The sequence below is a fragment of the Streptomyces sp. NPDC030296 genome, assembly GCF_055572815.1.
This window is the reverse complement of the sequence record NZ_JBVICQ010000001.1, coordinates 410,923-427,825: the sequence shown is the minus strand read 5'-3', so window position 1 is coordinate 427,825 and position 16,903 is coordinate 410,923. Positions and strand designations below refer to the sequence as shown.

Below are 16,903 nucleotides of genomic sequence, written 5' to 3'. Positions count from 1 at the left end.
GCGACGGCAGTCTGGATTCGCGGCGATCGATCGCAGCGCCACGGCCCCCTCGCACGGAGCGGCGGGGCGGGGACGGCGCGGTCACCGTGACAGACAGCGGTCGTACGGGACGGGCCCGTACGCGTGTCCGGCCGGCGTCGGCGCCGGCGTGAGGGAGGGTTCGCGAGATGAACGAGACGATGGTGTGCGTGGTGGGGAACGTGGCGACCCAGCCGGTCTGCCGCGAGTTGTCGACGGGCTCCTCGGCCCGGTTCCGGCTGGCGGTGACCTCGCGGTACTGGGACCGGGAGAAAAGCGAGTGGACCGACGGCCACACCAACTTCTTCACGGTGTGGGCGCGGCGCACCCTCGCGGCGAACGTGGCCTCGTCCGTGTCGCTGGGCGACCCGGTCGTGGTGCAGGGGCGGTTGAAGGTGCGCACCGAGCAACGGGACGGCCAGAGCTGGGTCTCGGCGGACGTGGACGCGGTCGCCATCGGCCACGACCTGTCGCGGGGCACCTCCGCGTTCCGGCGGACACCCCGGGGAGAGACGGCGACACAGGCCCCGCCCCAGCCGGAGCCGAACTGGGAGACACCGGCCCCCGGTCGGCGCCTCGACACAGAGGCGGAGGCGGAACTGCACCCGCAGACAGTTGGAGTGACGTGACATCAGAGCGCGGCGGCGTGACATCAGGGTGGAGTGACGCCTCCTCAGGGTGCGTGAGTCCGGTTCACGGCGCCGTTGCTGAGCGTCAGCCGGTTCGAAGTGCGGCTTATCAGCGGGTGCGTGACGAACACTCCGGACGTAAATGCCGTCGATTTGTCGATAAGCCCTGCCCGTGACCCGTGCGGGCGATAACGATTCCGATTCGGATCGGTTGTCCGACCATACGACTGGGAAGAGCGGAGCGCCGCGTCCCTAGGATGCCGGGCATAGCTCACGGGGCTTCTGATTCTGCTGGTGGGACCACAACCCCCCACGTCAACGGGTCCTGCTCGAAGGGAAATTCTGTGGTTTCTTCGTTCTCGGCGCCGTTCACCGTGTCGTCCGGGTGGTCCGCGTGCAGAAGAGGTGCGGCCCGTCTGGCCGCCGTGTCGCTCGCGACCGGCCTCGTCGTCACGGGTGCGATCGTCACCGCGGGCACGGCCGCCGCCGACGAGGAGACGGTGCAGAGCCCGGGCGGAGCGACGGCCACCATAGGCGGCCTGAAGACGTACGGGACGGCCGTGCTCCGCGCTGACGGTGAGGAGCAGCAGCTGCCCGCCGGTCTGTTCGAGATGTTCGTCGACGGCGGCGGCACCCTGCAGACCTACTGCGTCGACCTCCAGAACCCCACGCAGAAGGACGCCACGTACCAGGAGACCCCCTGGAGCGGGACCTCCCTGGGGCACAACAAGAACGCCGGCAAGATCAACTGGATCCTGCAGAACTCGTACCCGCAGGTGAACGACCTCGCCGCCCTCGCCGGCAAGGCGGGCGCCAAGGGGCTCACCGAGCAGGACGCGGCGGCCGGTACCCAGGTCGCGATCTGGCGGTACTCCGACGGGGCCGACGTGACGGCCCTCGACCCGGAGGCCGAGAAGCTCGCCGACTACCTGGAGAAGAGCGCCCGGAACCTGTCGGAGCCGGCGGCCTCGCTGACCCTCGACCCGCCGGCGGTCTCCGGGCGGGCGGGCGAACGCCTCGGGCCGGTCAAGGTGCGCACCAACGCCGACGGCGTCACGGTGACCCCGCCGTCGGACGCCACCGCGGCCGGCGTGAAGGTGGTCGATGCGGACGGCGAGACCGTGACCTCGGCGCGTGACGGCAGCGAGCTGTACTTCGAGGTGCCCGAGGACAGCGAGGACGGCTCGGCGGAGCTGGCCGTCGAGGCCTCCACCACCGTGCCGGTCGGCCGCGCCTTCGCCTCCGAGACCCGTAGCCAGACCCAGATCCTCGCGGGCTCCAGCGCGTCCACGGTCTCCGCCACGGCCACTGCGACGTGGGCCACCGCCGGGGCGATACCCGCACTGTCCGCCGAGAAGAACTGCGCCGAGGGCGGCCTCGACCTCACCGTGGCCAACCCCGGGGACGAGCCCTTCGCCTTCGAGCTGATGGGGATCGACTACGCCATCGAGGCGGGCGAGACCCGGACGGTGACCATCCCGCTCCAGGAGGACCAGGCCTACGACTTCACGATCAAGGGAGCGAACGGCCTCGCGAAGCAGTTCCGCGGTGTCCTCGACTGCCGGACGGAGACCGAGGCGGACGCGGCCGGCGAGTCCGTGCAGACGCTGAGCGAGCCCAGTCCGGCGACGGTCGGCGGCGCCGTCACCGACTCCGCCGGTGATCTCGCCGAGACCGGCAGCTCCGGCGCGACCCCGGTGATCGGGGGCGTCGCCATCGCCCTGGTCGTGATCGGCGGCGCCGTGATGATCGTCCTGCGCAAGCGGGAGCAGCAGAAGCAGTAGCCGACGAGCAGAGTTCCTTGGCAACTCAACAGCGAGTGACCGCGCGGTGACTTCCGCGAGCGACTCGGCCCCGGTACGCCCCTCAGGCGCCGGGGCCGCACCGCTCTTTCGGGGCCTCACCGTCCGCTCTTGCGGGGCCTCACCATCCGGTTTCCGTCGAGGGCTGGCCGTGCGGCAAGATGGGTGGTACTGCCCACTGCCAGATTTCAAGTTGCCGGACGGTTTCTCTTGGCTGAGTTCATTTACACCATGCGCAAGACGCGCAAGGCGCACGGCGACAAGGTGATCCTTGACGACGTATCGCTGAGCTTCCTGCCCGGCGCGAAGATCGGTGTGGTCGGTCCGAACGGTGCCGGTAAGTCCACCGTCCTCAAGATCATGGCCGGCCTGGAGCAGCCGTCGAACGGCGACGCGTTCCTCTCCCCCGGCTACACCGTCGGCATCCTCCTCCAGGAGCCGCCGCTGAACGAGGCGAAGACGGTCCTGGAGAACGTCCAGGAGGGCGTCGCCGAGATCAAGGGCAAGCTCGACCGGTTCAACGAGATCGCCGAGCTGATGGCCACCGACTACTCGGACGCGCTCCTCGAGGAGATGGGCAAGCTCCAGGAGGAGCTCGACCACGCCGAGGCCTGGGACCTGGACGCCCAGCTGGAGCAGGCCATGGACGCCCTCGGCTGCCCTCCCGGCGACTGGGCCGTCACCAAGCTCTCCGGTGGTGAGAGGCGCCGCGTCGCCCTCTGCAAGCTGCTGCTGGAGGCCCCCGACCTGCTGCTCCTCGACGAGCCCACCAACCACCTCGACGCCGAGTCGGTGAACTGGCTGGAGCAGCACCTCGCCCAGTACAAGGGCACCGTCGTGGCCATCACCCACGACCGGTACTTCCTGGACAACGTGGCCGGCTGGATCCTGGAGCTCGACCGCGGCCGCGCCATCGGCTACGAGGGCAACTACTCGACGTACCTGGAGACCAAGCAGTCCCGTCTCAAGGTCGAGGGCCAGAAGGACGCCAAGCGCGCCAAGCGCCTCAAGGAGGAGCTGGAGTGGGTCCGCTCCAACGCCAAGGGGCGGCAGGCCAAGTCCAAGGCGCGTCTGGCCCGCTACGAGGAGATGGCCGCCGAGGCCGACAAGATGCGGAAGCTGGACTTCGAGGAGATCCAGATCCCGCCGGGCCCCCGGCTGGGCAACGTGGTCGTCGAGGTCAACAACCTCAGCAAGGCCTTCGGTGAGAAGGTCCTCATCGACGACCTGTCCTTCACGCTGCCGCGCAACGGCATCGTGGGCGTCATCGGCCCGAACGGCGCCGGCAAGACCACCCTGTTCAAGATGATCCAGGGCCTGGAGACGCCGGACTCCGGTTCGATCAAGGTCGGCGAGACGGTCAAGATCTCCTACGTCGACCAGACCCGCGAGAACATCGACCCCAAGAAGACGCTGTGGGCCGTCGTCTCCGACGAGCTGGACTACATCAACGTCGGCCAGGTCGAGATGCCGTCCCGCGCGTACGTCTCCGCGTTCGGCTTCAAGGGACCGGACCAGCAGAAGCCGGCCGGCATCCTCTCCGGCGGTGAGCGCAACCGTCTGAACCTGGCGCTCACCCTGAAGCAGGGCGGCAACCTGCTGCTCCTCGACGAGCCGACCAACGACCTCGACGTCGAGACCCTGTCGTCCCTGGAGAACGCGCTCCTGGAGTTCCCCGGCTGCGCCGTGGTCGTCTCCCACGACCGCTGGTTCCTGGACCGTGTGGCGACGCACATCCTCGCCTACGAGGGCGACTCCAAGTGGTTCTGGTTCGAGGGCAACTTCGAGTCGTACGAGAAGAACAAGATCGAGCGGCTCGGCCCGGACGCCGCCCGTCCGCACCGTGCCACCTACAAGAAGCTGACCCGGGGCTGATCTTGCGGCACATCTACCGCTGCCCACTGCGCTGGGCGGACATGGACGCGTACGGCCACGTCAACAACGTGGTCTTCCTCCGCTACCTGGAGGAGGCACGTATCGACTTCCTGTTCCGCCCGGAGAAGGACTTCAAGCAGGGGTCCGTGGTGGCACGCCATGAGATCGACTACCGGCGGCAGCTCGTCCACCGGCACAAGCCGGTGGACATCGAGCTGTGGGTCACGGATATAAAAGCGGCGTCCTTCACGATCACCTACGAGGTCAAGGACCCCGAGCAGGTCTATGTCACGGCCTCCACGGTGATCGTGCCGTTCGACTTCCAGGCCCAGCGCCCCCGTCGGCTCACGGCGGAGGAACGCGAGTTCCTGGCGGAGTACCAGGACGACGAGAAGGAGGGGGCCGTCGCCGCATGACGGTGCTCCACCTGGCCGACGAGGGGGAGGCGGCGGACCTCGCTGCCTTCCTCTCCCGGCTGCTCCATTACGACCGGGGTGCGGCGGTGCGTCTCCAGGCCGCCGGCACCGCGCTCGCCGTCTTCGGCCGGCCCCCCTCCTTCGAGGTGCTGGCCATCCGGGCGGTACGGCTGGCGAAGCCGTACGAGGACGGGCTGGAGGTCACGCTCGACGTGACCGTGTCGGCCGGTGAACTGCTGGAGTCGATCGACGAGTCGGCGGCCACCGCGGTCGTGCCCGCCGCCGTCACCGGCCCGCCGTGGGCCGGGGTGCTGCCCCCGCGCGGCGGCTGGCGCCGAGAGGCGGGGCTGCCCGCCCAGGACGCGGTACGGGCGAGCGTCGCCGAGGCCGTCGCCGAGTTCCGCTCCCGCACGGGGGAGCTGGCGCCGGAGGCGCGCACCAGGGCCGAACTGGACCGGATCGGGAGGGAGATCTGGTCCCGGCCGATCGGGGACACCGCCCTGCCCGTGCGGGCCGCGCACGCGGCCCAGTCGCTGGGCTTCCTGCGGCCCGCGCGAGGCCGCACGGTGGAGGAAGTGGAGCCTGCGCTCTTCTCGTCGGGCGCGTGGCTGCGCCTGCGCACGCCGTACGGGTCGATCGCCGTACGGCGCGCGGGACTCGGCGCGCTGGACGTCAGCGTCCGCTGAACCTCCCGCTCAGCGGCTCAGCGGCTCAGTCGGGCGTGTTCACCATCGAGGCCGCCGCGTACGTCAGGTAGTTCCACAGGGTGTGCGCGTGTTCCTCGGAGAGGTCCAGTTCGTCGACGGCGTCACGCATGTGCTTCAGCCAGGCGTCGTGCGCGGCCCGGTCGACGGTGAACGGCGCGTGCCTCATCCGCAGGCGGGGGTGGCCACGGTTGTCGCTGTAGGTGGTCGGGCCGCCCCAGTACTGGATCAGGAACAGCACGAGGCGCTCCTCCGCCGGACCCAGGTCCTCCTCGGGATACATGGGCCGCAGGATCGGGTCCTCGGCGACCCCCTCGTAGAAGCGGCGCACGAGGCGCCGGAAGGTCTCCTCGCCACCGACCTGTTCGTAGAAGGTCTGCTCCTGCAGCGTGCCGCGCCGAATCTCTTTCACGTGTCCCATGGTCTCAGACGGGGGGACGGAGGACTCAAGGCTTAGGACCATGGAGAAATCCGGGGGGCCGACGGCATCGTGCCCGGCCCGGCGGCGCCTTCCGGGTGATGTGCGGGGGTGGGGAACGGCGGATTCCGGACCTGTGTGCCGCGACACTCGCCTCCGGAGGCGTCCGGCAGCAGAGTGGAGACATGGGCACGCACGCTGTGGACCACGACCTGGAACGTCTCGCCGCGCAGGCGCGGTCGGCGCTGGTGCGCGAGATCGAGCGCAGCGGGGCCTGGGACGCCGACCCCATCTGGCGGGAGGCGTTCGAGACGGTCCCGCGGCACCTCTTCGTCCCGTACTACTACGTCGGGGTCGTGGGCGGCTTCGAGCGGCTGTGGGGCGAGGAGCGCGACCCGAGGCGGCGGGAGCGATGGGTGCGGGGCGCGTACGCGGACGCTCCGCTGGCCACGCGGGTCCGGGACGGCGAGTTGATCTCCTCCAGCAGCCAGCCCTCCCTGATGGCGAAGATGCTGGCCGAGTTGGAGGTGGAGGACGGCCACCGGGTCCTGGAGATCGGCGCGGGGACCGGCTACAACGCCGCTCTGCTCGCGCACCGGCTGGGCGACGACCTGGTCACCACCGTCGACCTGGACGCCGACATCACGGAGGCCGCGCGCACCCATCTGCGGGCGGCCGGGTACCACCCGACCGTCGTCACCGGGGACGGGGCGCGCGGTGTCCCCGAACGGGCCCCGTACGACCGGATCATCGCGACCTGCACGCTCCACTCGATCCCGCGCGCCTGGCTCGCCCAGTGCGTCCCCGGCGGACGCGTCCTGACACCTATGGCCACGGGGCTGGTGGCGTTGCGCGTCATGGACGACGAGCACGCGGAGGGGCGGTTCCTGCACACGGCGGCGTTCTTCGTGCCGTTGCGCGGGGGCGGCGGCGAGCCGGAAGGGACGCACCCGCATCTGGGCGGGCTGCCGCGACAGGCCCGGGATCACGATCTCTTCCGGTTCCTGCTGACCCTGACGGCGGGCAGCCTCGACCCGCACGAGGCGCTCGCGCTGTGGCAGCGCGAGGGCATGCCGTCGCGTGAGCGCTACGGGATCACCATCAGCGGCGACCGGGCCTGGGCCTGGCTGGACGACCCGGAGGGGCCGTACGCCTGGCCCCTGCCGTGAGCGCCGGAACACCGCCGGCGGTTGCCCGGCAGCGAAGCGGGGCCGGCCGAACCGGTCGGCCGACCCCGATCGTCACGTCCTCGCGGGTCAGCCCCGGCGGATGGTGATCGTCGTCCACGCGCCCACGTGGACCCGGTCCCCGTCCTGGAGGGGGACCGGCACGAAGGGCTGGATGGGCTCCTCGGAGCCGTTGACCGTGGTTCCGTTGGTGGAGTTCTGGTCGACGACCGCCCAGGTGCCGTCCGGCTGCTGCACCAGCACGGCGTGCTGGTGCGAGACACCCGGGTCCTCCGGCGGCACGGACAGATCGATGTCGGGGGTGTCACCGGTGGAGTGCCGGCGGCGGCCGATGGTGATCTGGTTGCCGGTGAGGGTGCGCTGCTGCTCGGGGGAGTACGCGGGCAGGTTCAACCCTGCGGCCTCGGGGCCCGAGCGCTGCATCATCGCCATGAAGTACTCACGGTCCGGACCGATGGTCGCGCTCCAGGTCACCGGTCCCTGCTGGTACGAGGGACCGGGCGGGGCCTGGGTGACATCGGGCTGCGGGTAGCCGTAGCCGCCGGGACGCGCTCCCGCGCCGCCGGGACCGCCGGGACTGCCCGGGCCGCGGGAGCCGCCGGGGCCGCCCGAGGAGGGCGGGGAGATCACCCAGTCGTCGTCGCCCCCGAAGGAGGGACCACCCGACTGCGGATGTCCACCGGGACGCCCCGGACCGCCGGGACCGCCCGGCTGCGAGCGCCCGGTCTCCTGCGGGAAGACAGGGGGAGCCGGGGGACCCGCCTGCTGGAACGCCTGGGGTGCCCCACCCGCACCGGGGCCGCCACCGGGACCCGGACCACCAGGGCCGGGACCGCCGGGACCACGGCCACCGGGGCCTCCGCCGGGACCACCGAAGCCGCCGGGGCCCGACGGACCGGGACCACCGGGGCTGCTCAGGCCGGGTCCACCCGGCCCACCGGGTCCACCCGGCGTCGGCCCGGGCGGCGGGGGAACCGGCCGTGAGGGGTCACCGCCGAAGCCCGACGGGCCGGGACGCGAGGGGTCGCCGCCGAACGCGGAGGGGCCGGACTGTCCGGGCCGGCCCGAGGGCCCGCCATCGTATCCGGAGGGGCCGGACTGTCCGGGCTGACCCGAAGGCCCACCACCGAACCCGGAGGGACCACCCGGCCGCCCGGGACCACCGGGACCGCCATGGCCCCCAGGTCCGCCGGGGCCACCACCCGGTCCACCAGGGCCGCCCGGTCCGCCAGGCCCTCCCTGGCCCGGGTCGGAGCCATACGGGGGGCCCGGAGGGATGGGCTCGGCGGGGCGGTTCATCTGCGAGGGGCGCGAGCTCTGGTAGTCGTACGCGTCACCGCCGCCGTAGGAGGGCGGGGGCGGCTGCTGGAAGCGGAGCGCCGGGTTCCCGCCCGGTCCCTGGCCGGGGCCACCGGGACCGCCGGGGCCCGGTCCGCCGGGGCCGGGGGAGGGCGTCGAGGGGCGCGGCGCGGCCGGGGTGTACGTGGTCGCCGTGTTGGTCAGGAAGTTCCACCGGCACTCCTCGCAGAAGGGCGCGCCGCCCTCACGGGGCGTGCGGCACTGCGGGCAGAGCTCCGGCTCGGCGGCGAGGTGCGGCGGGCGTCCGCCGGGACCCCCGGGACCTCCCGCGCCCGGAGGCGGCGGAGGGGAGCCGGGCGGCGGGTATCCATAACCGGCGCCCGGGGGCGGCGGTGGCGGCGGCGGGGGTACGGCACCGGCCATACGGTGACCGCAGACCTCGCACCAGTCGTCGGAACCCGACTGGTGTCCGTTCGGGCAGGTCGGCATGTCGGCGCTTCCCCCTCTCCTTTCCGGCACTCGGGCCGGGTCCTGTGGCCGCGACGGGCCGGTATGGCCGAGCGTGTCCGGATCCCCGGTGGGGGAGCCAGGCTCTCTCGTAGCGGTACTACTGGGTCTTTCCGGTACTTCTCGGCTGCTGCTGTTGCTGCCGCTCGTTCTACTTCTTTACACGAACAGTCTTTGTGGACCGGGTCTCGAGGGTCATCTCGTCGGCCTCCGTGACCTTCGCCTTCAGTCGCACAGTACCTGCCGCCGCGTCGACCACGTCCACCACCTTCGCAAGCAGTTTCGCAGTATCCGCGTTCCCCGACGCACTCGCCAGCTGGACGGCCCGCCCCAACTTGGCCGTTGCTCCGTCGATATCCCCCGTTTTGCGGGCATCCAGTCCCTGTTGGATGACTTGTGCCAGTTCGGCCTGACCCGTGTAGTGGGCGACCTGGGGGTTGATCGAGGTGGACGCGGCCATGTCGTCGGTCCACACGGCCTTCACCAGACCCTGGGCGCCGAGGTTCTGCGCGCTGCCGTCGGACTGCGGGATGACCAGGGACACACGGGCGGCGAGCATCTCCTGGCCGAGGGACGCGGGAGGGACCTCGACGCACACGTGGTAGTCGCGGGACTCGTCCCCCCAGGAGCCGGTCGGGTAGTCGCCGGCGCGCGGGCCCGCCTCCGTGCGACGGTCCGTGAGGTCGACGACGGTGGGGGCGACTTGCTTGACGAACTTGATCTGGGTCCCGACCGGTGTCCACAGCCGGAGGGCGACGTCCGCGACCTCCTTGCCCATGGTCGCCTCCATGATCTGGGTGAAGTCGGCGGACAGGGCGGCCGGGTCGGCGACGATGTCGGCGGTGCCGAGGAGGGCGGAGGCGATCGCGGTGACCTCCTTGACCTCCCAGTCGGTGCCCACTCCACGCGCGTCACAGGTGAACCGTCCGGCACAGGCGTCCAGCGCGGCCCGCAGGTCCTCGGGCGACTCGTGCTCGTTGCGGCCGTCGGTGAGCAGGATGCCGTGGCGTATCTCGACGTCGGCGGAGGCGAGCAGCCGGTCGGCGAGCCTCAGCCAGGTGCCGATCGCGGTGCCGCCGCCCGCGCTGAGCCTGCGCAGGGCCTGCTTGGCCTGGTCCCGGGTGGCCGGGTCGGCGACGGCGAGCCGACCGCCGCCGGGGTAGACCTCGCGGGCCACATGGGTGCCGTCGATCACCGCGAAGTGGACCCCGTCGCGCAGGGTGTCGATCGCGGCTGCCGTGGCGTCGCGTGCGTTGCGCATCTTGGTCGGCGGGTAGTCCATCGACCCCGAGCAGTCGACCATGATCGCCACGGCGGCGGACGGACCCTGGCCGGGCGAGTACAGGTGCGGCGCCGTGACCGCGCTGCCCACGGTGCCGCCGCCCGTCGCGCTCACGGTCACGATCGCGTTGACCTCGCGGCCGCCCTCCGGCAGGTACTCGTTCTGGTACACGTCCACCGAGAACTGCGGCACGTTCGACTTCGAGAAATTGGCCATGCCTACTCTGATCCCCCTAGCGGCCCCACAGCACGTGGGGTGATGACTGTGCGTGCCTCTGCCCGGACCGGTCCCCTCCGGTCCGTCGGCCGTTCCCGTCCGGCCGCCGAGGCGCCCGCGAGTCCCCGCCCGCGAGCGTCCTCAGGCCGATCCTGCCCCCTGGGGCGGGGCCGGGAACGGCAGGACGGCCACTGTTACGTTGTCGTGGCCACCACCGTCCAGGGCCCGGCCGACGAGGACCTGTGCGCAGTGCAGCGGTCGCTGGGCCGCGTCGAGGGGGACGGCCTCGGCCATCTCCTCGGCGGCCTCCGCGTAGTTCCACAGTCCGTCGGTGCACACCACCACTACACCCGGCCGGTCCGGCTTGAAGGAAGCGGTGTGCGGCTCCAGTTCGTACGCGTCCGCGCCGAGCCAGCCGGTGATCGCGTGGGCGCGCTCGTCGGCGTACGCCTCGGCCTCGTTCATCAGTCCCGCGGCCACCATCTGCGCGGCCCACGAGTCGTCCTCGGTGAGCCGGGCCGAAGGGGCGCCGCGGTCCACCGGCACCCAGTAGGCGCGGCTGTCGCCGACCCAGCCGACGACGAGCAGGGTCGGGGTGACGACGGAGCCGACGATGGTGCACGCCGGCGCGTTCTGGTGCGGGGCGTGCTCCTGGGCCGTCTCCGGTTCCCCGGCGAGGGCGTTCACCGCGTTGGACGCGGCGACGATCGCGTCGTGCATGGCCTGCTGCGGGTGGGTGCCGCGGGGCAGGGACTCCAGCAGCGTCTCGTTCGCGGCGCGGGCCGCGGCGAGCGAGGCGTCGTCGGGGCGGGTCGCGGAGGACACGCCGTCGCAGACGATCGCGACGACCGCGGGCGAGCCGTCGGGCAGCGCGGTCGAGGAGACGGCGAACGCGTCCTCGTTGCGGTGGTGGCGCAACCCCCGGTCGCTGACCGCGGCGACCGCGCCCAACTCCTGCTCCATGTGGTCACGTTCACGTGGCTGGGCATGACCACAGTTCTCGCAGTAGCCGTCCCGGTCGACCTGGCCCGCGCGGCAGGCCACGCACAGCTTCGTACCGGCCGGCGGGGTCGCGAGGTCGCCGGTGCGCGGGTCCGGCGGCTGCGGCGCGGCCAGCGGGTACTCGTCGGGCTCGCTGGGCCGGTCGAACCGCACGCCGCGGCCGGGGCCGGACAGTTCGCCGCCGCCGGAGTCGGTGCCGGGGATGTCGGTGGGGCGGACCACCGGTGGGGGCGTGTCCGCGCTCGGTTCGGAGGCGACGGGCCAGGCCACGGACGCGGCCTCGTCCGGCGTATCACCGGCCGTCCCGTTCATCGTCAGGGTCGGGTGGTCCTCCGGCGGTGCGGACACCGCCGAGAGGTCATGGCCGCACGCACCGCAGAAGCGGTCGTCCGAGGCGAGGGGCCACTCGCAGATCGGGCACTTCGTCAGCGCGGTCGGCTGGGGCATCTGCGACATGAACTACACCCACGTCCGGGGGCGGTAACGGTTGGCACGTTCCACCAGGTCGATCCTCTCCTCGCCGCCTTGCGCGAGCCGGGCCAGCGTGCGGTACGCCCGCTCCAGTCCGAAGCGGAGGCCACGCTCGTCCAAGGCGCTGCCGAGCAGCATCCGTTCGCCGCCGGCCGGGGCCACGGCCCCCTGGCTACCGGAGAGTACCCAGTCCAGGGCGCTGCCGAGGACCTCTGTGGACAACTGCTCGCGGCGCACCGCGTCCAGACCGTACCCGCCGAGCGCCTCGACCTGACCCGCGGCGGCGGTCAGGTCGTCCAGGAACGGCGCGTCCGGGGCGGCCCCGGACGCGAGCGTCGTCTCCGTACGGTGTCTCAACCGCGCCCGGACGGCGGCGACCCGGGCGGCGGTGTAGTGGATGGACGCCTCCGGCACGGACTCCAGCACGAGCACCGCGTTCTGCCGGTCCCCGGCGGTCAGCCGCACCCGGGCGAGCCCGAACGCGGCGCTGACGAAGCTGGGGTCGGTCGTCCACACCAGCCGGTAGTACTCGGCGGCGTTGTCGAGCTGCCCGAGGACCTCGGCGCACAGACCCAGGGCCAGCTTGGGGGCCGGCTCGCCCGGGAAGGCGTCGTAGATCGCGTCGAAGGACAGCGCGGCGTTCTCGTGGTCGCCGGTGGCGAGCGCGGCCACGCCCCGGTACCAGACCACCCGCCAGTCGTCCGGGTGGTCCCGCTCCAGGGCGTCCAGCGTGGCCAGGGCGATGGTGAACTCGCCCATCTCCAGGCGGGCCCGCAGCTCGCGCAGCCGCAGTTCCAGGGAGCCGGTGGGCGCCGCGTGCAGCGCCGTGATCAGCTCGGTGGGCGCGGAGGCGATGAGACCGGCCAGGAACCCGGCGTTCGGGTCCCCCGGGTCCACGCGCGGCACGGGCAGCGCGAGCGCCGCGGCGGGGGCGTCCAGGGGCTTGGTGAGCCGTACGGGGGCGGAGGGATCCGCACCGCCGGTGAGCAGCGCGGACGCACCGGGACCCGACCCTCCGACGCCCGGGACCGACCCTCCGACGCCAGGGCCCGACCCTCCGACGCCAGGGCCCGATCCGCCGGAACCGGAGGCCGAGCCTCCGTTCCCGGCGGGCGTCCTGCGCGTCCAGGGGCCCCTCCCCGACGGCACCGGGCGGGTGCCGAGGCGGGAGACGTCCCCGTCCAGCTCCGCGAACAACTCCGTGTCCGTGACCTTCACCTCGGGGCCGAAGAGCGTCGACAGCGCCGGGCGGGCGCGGCCCGTCTGGAGGGACACGACCTCCCGGAGCACACCCGTGAGCTGCTCCGACATCTCCTGCGCGGAGGCGAACCGGCGGGCCGGGTCGGGGTCGGTGGCCCGCACCAGAAGCCGGTAGAAGGACTCGTACCGGCGGAAGACCTCGATGTTGTCCGGGTCGGGCAGGGAGTCCACGAAGACGTTCGTGTAGCCCTGGAAGTCGAAGGTCAGCACCGCGAGCGTCCGGGCGACCGTGTACAGGTCGGACGCGACGGACGGGCCGACGTCGGCGACCTCCGGCGCCTGGTAGCCGACCGTGCCGTAGATGGCCGACTCGTCGTCGTCCATCCTGCGCACCGCGCCCATGTCGATCAGCTTCAGCTGGTCCTCGGTCTGGATCGCGTTGTCGACCTTGAAGTCGCAGTACAGCAGGTTGCGGCTGTGGAGGTGCCCGAGGGCCTCCAGCGCCTCGATGCCGTACGCGCAGGCCTGCTCGACCGGCAGGGGATCGCGGCGGCCGTCCGGGGTGCGGCGGCCGTTGGCGATCTCCTTCAGCGACTTCCCGCCGACGTACTCCATCACGATGTACCCGTCCAGCGAACCCGTGCGCTGGTCGAGGTGTTCGACGAAGTTGTAGATGCGGACGATGTTGGAGTGCTCGATCTCGGCGAGGAAGCGGCGCTCGGAGATCGCGGCGGCCATCGCGTCCTGGTCCCCGGTGTCGAGGAGGCCCTTCAGCACGACCCAGCGGTCCGACACCGCCCGGTCTATGGCCAGATAGATCCAGCCCAGACCGCCGTGCGCGAGACACCCCACGACCTCGTACTGGCCGCGCACGATGTCACCGGCGTGCAGCTTCGGCACGAACGAGTACGGGTGGCCGCACTTGGTGCAGAAGCCCTCCGTGCGCCCCGGCCGGTCACCGCGCGCCCGCCCCACCGGCGCCCCGCAGTCCGAGCGCGAGCAGAACCGCTTGCGCTCGGGCACCTCGGCGGTCTCCAGGACCATCGAGCGGGGGTCCGGGCGCGGCACCTCCGGCACCTGCACGAGACCGACGCCGAGCCGGGCCCGCCCCGAGGAACTCGCGGTCTTCCCGGAGCTGCGCACCGACACCGAGCGGCCCGTCGACGTGCCCGACAGGGCACGCGAGAGGCGGCCGGAGACCGACCGCCGCGACTGCGAGGAGCGCGCGGACGACCGCGAGGACCGCGAACTGGAACCCGAGCCGCGCGAGCCCCGCCCCCCGGTGATGCCGGTCGGCGGGGACGACACCATGCCGCCGGCCGAGACGACCGGTGCCAGACCGCAGGTGTCGCAGTACAGCTCACCGCCGCCCACGTCCTCGTACGACCCCGAGCAACCGGGCCGCTGGCACGACTGCTGCTGGCCCTCTCCGTCCGGCTGACTCACGATTGCTCCCCTCCACGGTCCTGCGGCTCCTGCCGGCCGGGCACGGGCGTGCCCAGCAGCTCCGCCACCGCGTGCTGATAGCGCAGTACCGCCTGCTCGGCGACGCGCAGATCGCAGGGCGCGCTCCACAGCATGCGGCGCGCCACGTCGTACCGCTCCACCAGCAGCGAGTCCTCCGCCAGGCCGTGCCGGGCGACCTTCGCCTTGTACGCGTCGAGCCGGCCGCGCAGTTCGGCGCGGACCGCCAGCGGCGCGGTCACCGCGGTCAACGACTCGCGGGCCCGCAGCAGTTCGTCGTCCGCCTTCTGCTCCAGGGACTCCAGGAGCGGGGACAGCCGGTGCCACTGCCCGTGTCTGCGGTACTCGGCCGCCAGCGCCAACTGCTCCTGGAGCACGGTCGGCGGACCGCTCACCACCGGCACCTCGGTCGCGGCGATCTTCGCCAGCACCTCACCGCGGGCGCTGCGCGCCTCGGCGAGCGTACGGTCCGCGCGGCTCAGGACGTCCCGCAGCTTCACCAGCCGGGCCTCCGCGTCCTGGCGGACCGTCAGCACGGCCTCGATCTCCCGCCGCACGTCGTCCAGGGCACGCGCCTCACGGTCGTACGTCGAGATGTCGGGGCGGCCACCGCCGGGGGCCGAACTGCCCGGTGCGGGCACCCAGTAGGCGAGCGGGTCGGAGATGACCTCCTCACGGAGCCTGGTCAGGGTGCGGGTGATCCGCTCCAGGTCGTCGCCCGCCGGGTGCTCCCCGGGGCGTACGCCCACGGAGTGCGCGAGCTGGCGGGTGCGCTGGAGCTCGGCGGCCAGTAAATCGATCCGGGCGGGCAGTGCGGACCACACCGCGTCGGCGGCGACGACCATGTCCAGCGACGCCGCGTACAGGTCGTTCATCCGGTCCACCAGCGTGGACAGGGAGAACTGCTCGCTGAGCCGGCCGGCGCCCTGGAGCGTCGGCGCGTTCGCCATGGCCGTGGCGGAGCCCGCGACGGTCACGGCTTCGCCCCGCAGCAGTTCGGTCAGCTCCACCAGGTCCTCACGGCTGGACCAGCGGCGGCGCGAACGGATCTCACGGGCGCTGCGCAGCGCGTCCGAGTAGGCGTCGAAGTAGGCCCACAGCAGGGTGATCGACGCCTCCGTGGACTCCCAGCGCTCCTTGGTGACACCGGTCAGCTCGGCGCCTTCCAGCAGTCTGCGGCCCGCGTGGTCCTGCAGGGCGAGCAGGGAGGTCTCGATGGCCTCGTGCTCCGCGCCGAGCCGCGCCAGCGCACGGTCCACCTCGTCCCGGTCCATCACCGGCCCGGTGGATCCCGCGACGCCCATCGATCACCTCTCGCTCTGTCGGTGTCGGTCAACTTGCCTTGTCAGTCCCGGTACTTCTGGTCGGTCGGCGGTCGGGACCCGGCGGAGTCGTTCCCGAGGGTCGCGGACAGCCAGTCGTCGTACGACTTCTGCCAGCCGTCCTTGAGGTAGTCCTCAAGGACCTGGTTGACCCGGCGTACCAGATCTTCCGCATCGCGATTCATCGCCACGCCGTAGTACTCGGTGGTGAACGGCGCGCCCACCAGCTTGACCGTGGGGTCCTGCGCCGCCTGGCTCGCGGCGAGCGCCCCGTCGGTGACCACCGCGTCGACCTCGCCGAGCTGGAGCCGCACCAGGCAGTCGAGTTGGTTGGGCGGATTGACGGAGGTGATGTCGGCGGAGGCGACGAGCTTGCCCGACTTCTGGTCGGCCTCCAGGGTGTCCCGGGCGGTGGAACCGCTGGCCGAGCAGATCTTCTTGCCCGCCAGCGTCTTGTCGTAGCCCTTGATGGTCGAGGCCTTGGGGGCCAGGACCTGCTGGCCGGTCTTGAAGTACGGCTGGGAGAAGGCGACCTCGTCCATCCGCTTGCAGCTGATCGTCATGGTGCGGACCACCATGTCGACCTGTCCGTCCTGGATCGCCTTGACGCGCTGGTTGGTGGGGATCGCACGGAAGCGCACCTTCGTCGGGTCGTCGAGGATCTCCTCGGCGATGCGGCGCGCGATGTCGATGTCGAAGCCCTCCAACTCCGCCTTGCCGTCGGTGTTGTTGGGGTCGCGGTAGCCCCAGCGGTAGCTGTTCTGGTCGACGCCGACGGTGATGAAGCCGTTGTCCTTGATCTTCTTGATCGTGGTACCGGACTCGTTCGACGAGGGCCTCAGGCTGCGGTTCTGCGGGTCGTTCTTGATCGTGCAGTCGTCGTCCGCCCGGGCCTGTTCGCCGTGGGCGACGCCTTGGCCGCTGGTGCCGGCCGGGCCGCCGCCGCGAGTCCCGCTGAGCGGCAGCACCAGGGCGAAGATCACGGTCAGGGCGCAGACGACCGCCATCGCGCCCACGCCGCCCCAGCCCCTGAGGCCTGCCCGCAGGCGTCGTACCGCTTCCATCGCCCCTCCTTCCACCGTGTCGCCTCC

Annotated in this window: 13 protein-coding genes; 6 read left to right on the top strand and 7 right to left on the bottom strand. The window is 71.9% G+C overall.

The annotated features are described in order from the left end of the window. The first annotated feature begins 167 nt into the window (after positions 1-167). From ACZ4Z3_RS01785 to ACZ4Z3_RS01765, 5 genes are all read left to right on the top strand, one after another. Positions 168-647: a single-stranded DNA-binding protein gene (locus ACZ4Z3_RS01785; RefSeq protein ID WP_468499171.1), complete on the top strand. Its 480-nt coding sequence runs from the start codon at positions 168-170 to the stop codon at positions 645-647. A 344-nt stretch (positions 648-991) separates the two neighbouring features. Then, positions 992-2,431, top strand: coding sequence for a Cys-Gln thioester bond-forming surface protein (locus ACZ4Z3_RS01780; RefSeq protein ID WP_468499170.1), 1,440 nt, complete (start codon positions 992-994; stop codon positions 2,429-2,431). A gap of 228 nt (positions 2,432-2,659) precedes the next feature. Continuing rightward, positions 2,660-4,324, top strand: a complete 1,665-nt coding sequence (gene ettA / locus ACZ4Z3_RS01775) for an energy-dependent translational throttle protein EttA (RefSeq protein WP_468499169.1) — start codon at positions 2,660-2,662, stop codon at positions 4,322-4,324. A gap of 2 nt (positions 4,325-4,326) precedes the next feature. Beyond that, a complete protein-coding gene (locus tag ACZ4Z3_RS01770; protein ID WP_468499168.1) occupies positions 4,327-4,740 on the top strand; it encodes an acyl-CoA thioesterase in 414 nt (137 codons plus the stop codon). Continuing rightward, positions 4,737-5,426 (top strand): DUF8185 domain-containing protein, encoded by a 690-nt coding sequence (locus ACZ4Z3_RS01765; protein ID WP_468499167.1) that lies wholly within the window; start codon positions 4,737-4,739, stop codon positions 5,424-5,426. Before ACZ4Z3_RS01770 ends, ACZ4Z3_RS01765 begins: the two co-directional genes overlap by 4 nt. A gap of 25 nt (positions 5,427-5,451) precedes the next feature. Here the strand turns inward: ACZ4Z3_RS01765 and ACZ4Z3_RS01760 are convergent, their stop codons facing one another. After that, positions 5,452-5,865, bottom strand: coding sequence for a globin (locus ACZ4Z3_RS01760; protein ID WP_099964576.1), 414 nt, complete (start codon positions 5,863-5,865; stop codon positions 5,452-5,454). Between the two features lie 182 nt (positions 5,866-6,047). On the opposite strand from ACZ4Z3_RS01760, the gene ACZ4Z3_RS01755 reads away from it, so the two are divergent. Beyond that, positions 6,048-7,031: a methyltransferase domain-containing protein gene (locus tag ACZ4Z3_RS01755; protein ID WP_468499166.1), complete on the top strand. Its 984-nt coding sequence runs from the start codon at positions 6,048-6,050 to the stop codon at positions 7,029-7,031. Between the two features lie 87 nt (positions 7,032-7,118). Here the strand turns inward: ACZ4Z3_RS01755 and ACZ4Z3_RS01750 are convergent, their stop codons facing one another. The 6 genes from ACZ4Z3_RS01750 to ACZ4Z3_RS01725 form a co-directional block, all read right to left on the bottom strand. Next, positions 7,119-8,837, bottom strand: a complete 1,719-nt coding sequence (locus ACZ4Z3_RS01750) for an FHA domain-containing protein (RefSeq protein ID WP_468499165.1) — start codon at positions 8,835-8,837, stop codon at positions 7,119-7,121. A gap of 169 nt (positions 8,838-9,006) precedes the next feature. Further along, entirely contained in the window at positions 9,007-10,353 is a 1,347-nt protein-coding gene (locus ACZ4Z3_RS01745; RefSeq protein WP_468499164.1) for a vWA domain-containing protein, read from the bottom strand. Between the two features lie 141 nt (positions 10,354-10,494). Then, positions 10,495-11,811: a PP2C family serine/threonine-protein phosphatase gene (locus ACZ4Z3_RS01740; protein WP_468499163.1), complete on the bottom strand. Its 1,317-nt coding sequence runs from the start codon at positions 11,809-11,811 to the stop codon at positions 10,495-10,497. Between the two features lie 3 nt (positions 11,812-11,814). Continuing rightward, a complete protein-coding gene (locus ACZ4Z3_RS01735; RefSeq protein ID WP_468499519.1) occupies positions 11,815-14,475 on the bottom strand; it encodes a serine/threonine-protein kinase in 2,661 nt (886 codons plus the stop codon). Continuing rightward, positions 14,469-15,794, bottom strand: a complete 1,326-nt coding sequence (locus ACZ4Z3_RS01730; RefSeq protein WP_468499162.1) for a hypothetical protein — start codon at positions 15,792-15,794, stop codon at positions 14,469-14,471. The genes ACZ4Z3_RS01735 and ACZ4Z3_RS01730 overlap by 7 nt, the downstream gene beginning before the upstream one ends. Before the next feature lie 41 nt (positions 15,795-15,835). After that, complete coding sequence (locus ACZ4Z3_RS01725) at positions 15,836-16,876, bottom strand: glutamate ABC transporter substrate-binding protein (protein WP_468499161.1); 1,041 nt, start codon at positions 16,874-16,876, stop codon at positions 15,836-15,838. Positions 16,877-16,903: the final 27 nt, after the last annotated feature.

Excerpts from the sequence above, each read along its gene's own strand:
- ACZ4Z3_RS01750 (WP_468499165.1), bottom strand. The coding sequence starts at position 8,837 with ATGCCGACCTGCCCGAACGGACACCAGTCGGGTTCCGACGACTGGTGC.
- ACZ4Z3_RS01725 (WP_468499161.1), bottom strand. The coding sequence starts at position 16,876 with ATGGAAGCGGTACGACGCCTGCGGGCAGGCCTCAGGGGCTGGGGCGGC.
- ACZ4Z3_RS01760 (WP_099964576.1), bottom strand. The coding sequence starts at position 5,865 with ATGGGACACGTGAAAGAGATTCGGCGCGGCACGCTGCAGGAGCAGACC.
- ACZ4Z3_RS01730 (WP_468499162.1), bottom strand. The coding sequence starts at position 15,794 with ATGGGCGTCGCGGGATCCACCGGGCCGGTGATGGACCGGGACGAGGTG.
- ACZ4Z3_RS01755 (WP_468499166.1), top strand. The coding sequence starts at position 6,048 with ATGGGCACGCACGCTGTGGACCACGACCTGGAACGTCTCGCCGCGCAG.
- ACZ4Z3_RS01740 (WP_468499163.1), bottom strand. The coding sequence starts at position 11,811 with ATGTCGCAGATGCCCCAGCCGACCGCGCTGACGAAGTGCCCGATCTGC.
- ACZ4Z3_RS01765 (WP_468499167.1), top strand. The coding sequence starts at position 4,737 with ATGACGGTGCTCCACCTGGCCGACGAGGGGGAGGCGGCGGACCTCGCT.
- ACZ4Z3_RS01785 (WP_468499171.1), top strand. The coding sequence starts at position 168 with ATGAACGAGACGATGGTGTGCGTGGTGGGGAACGTGGCGACCCAGCCG.
- ACZ4Z3_RS01745 (WP_468499164.1), bottom strand. The coding sequence starts at position 10,353 with ATGGCCAATTTCTCGAAGTCGAACGTGCCGCAGTTCTCGGTGGACGTG.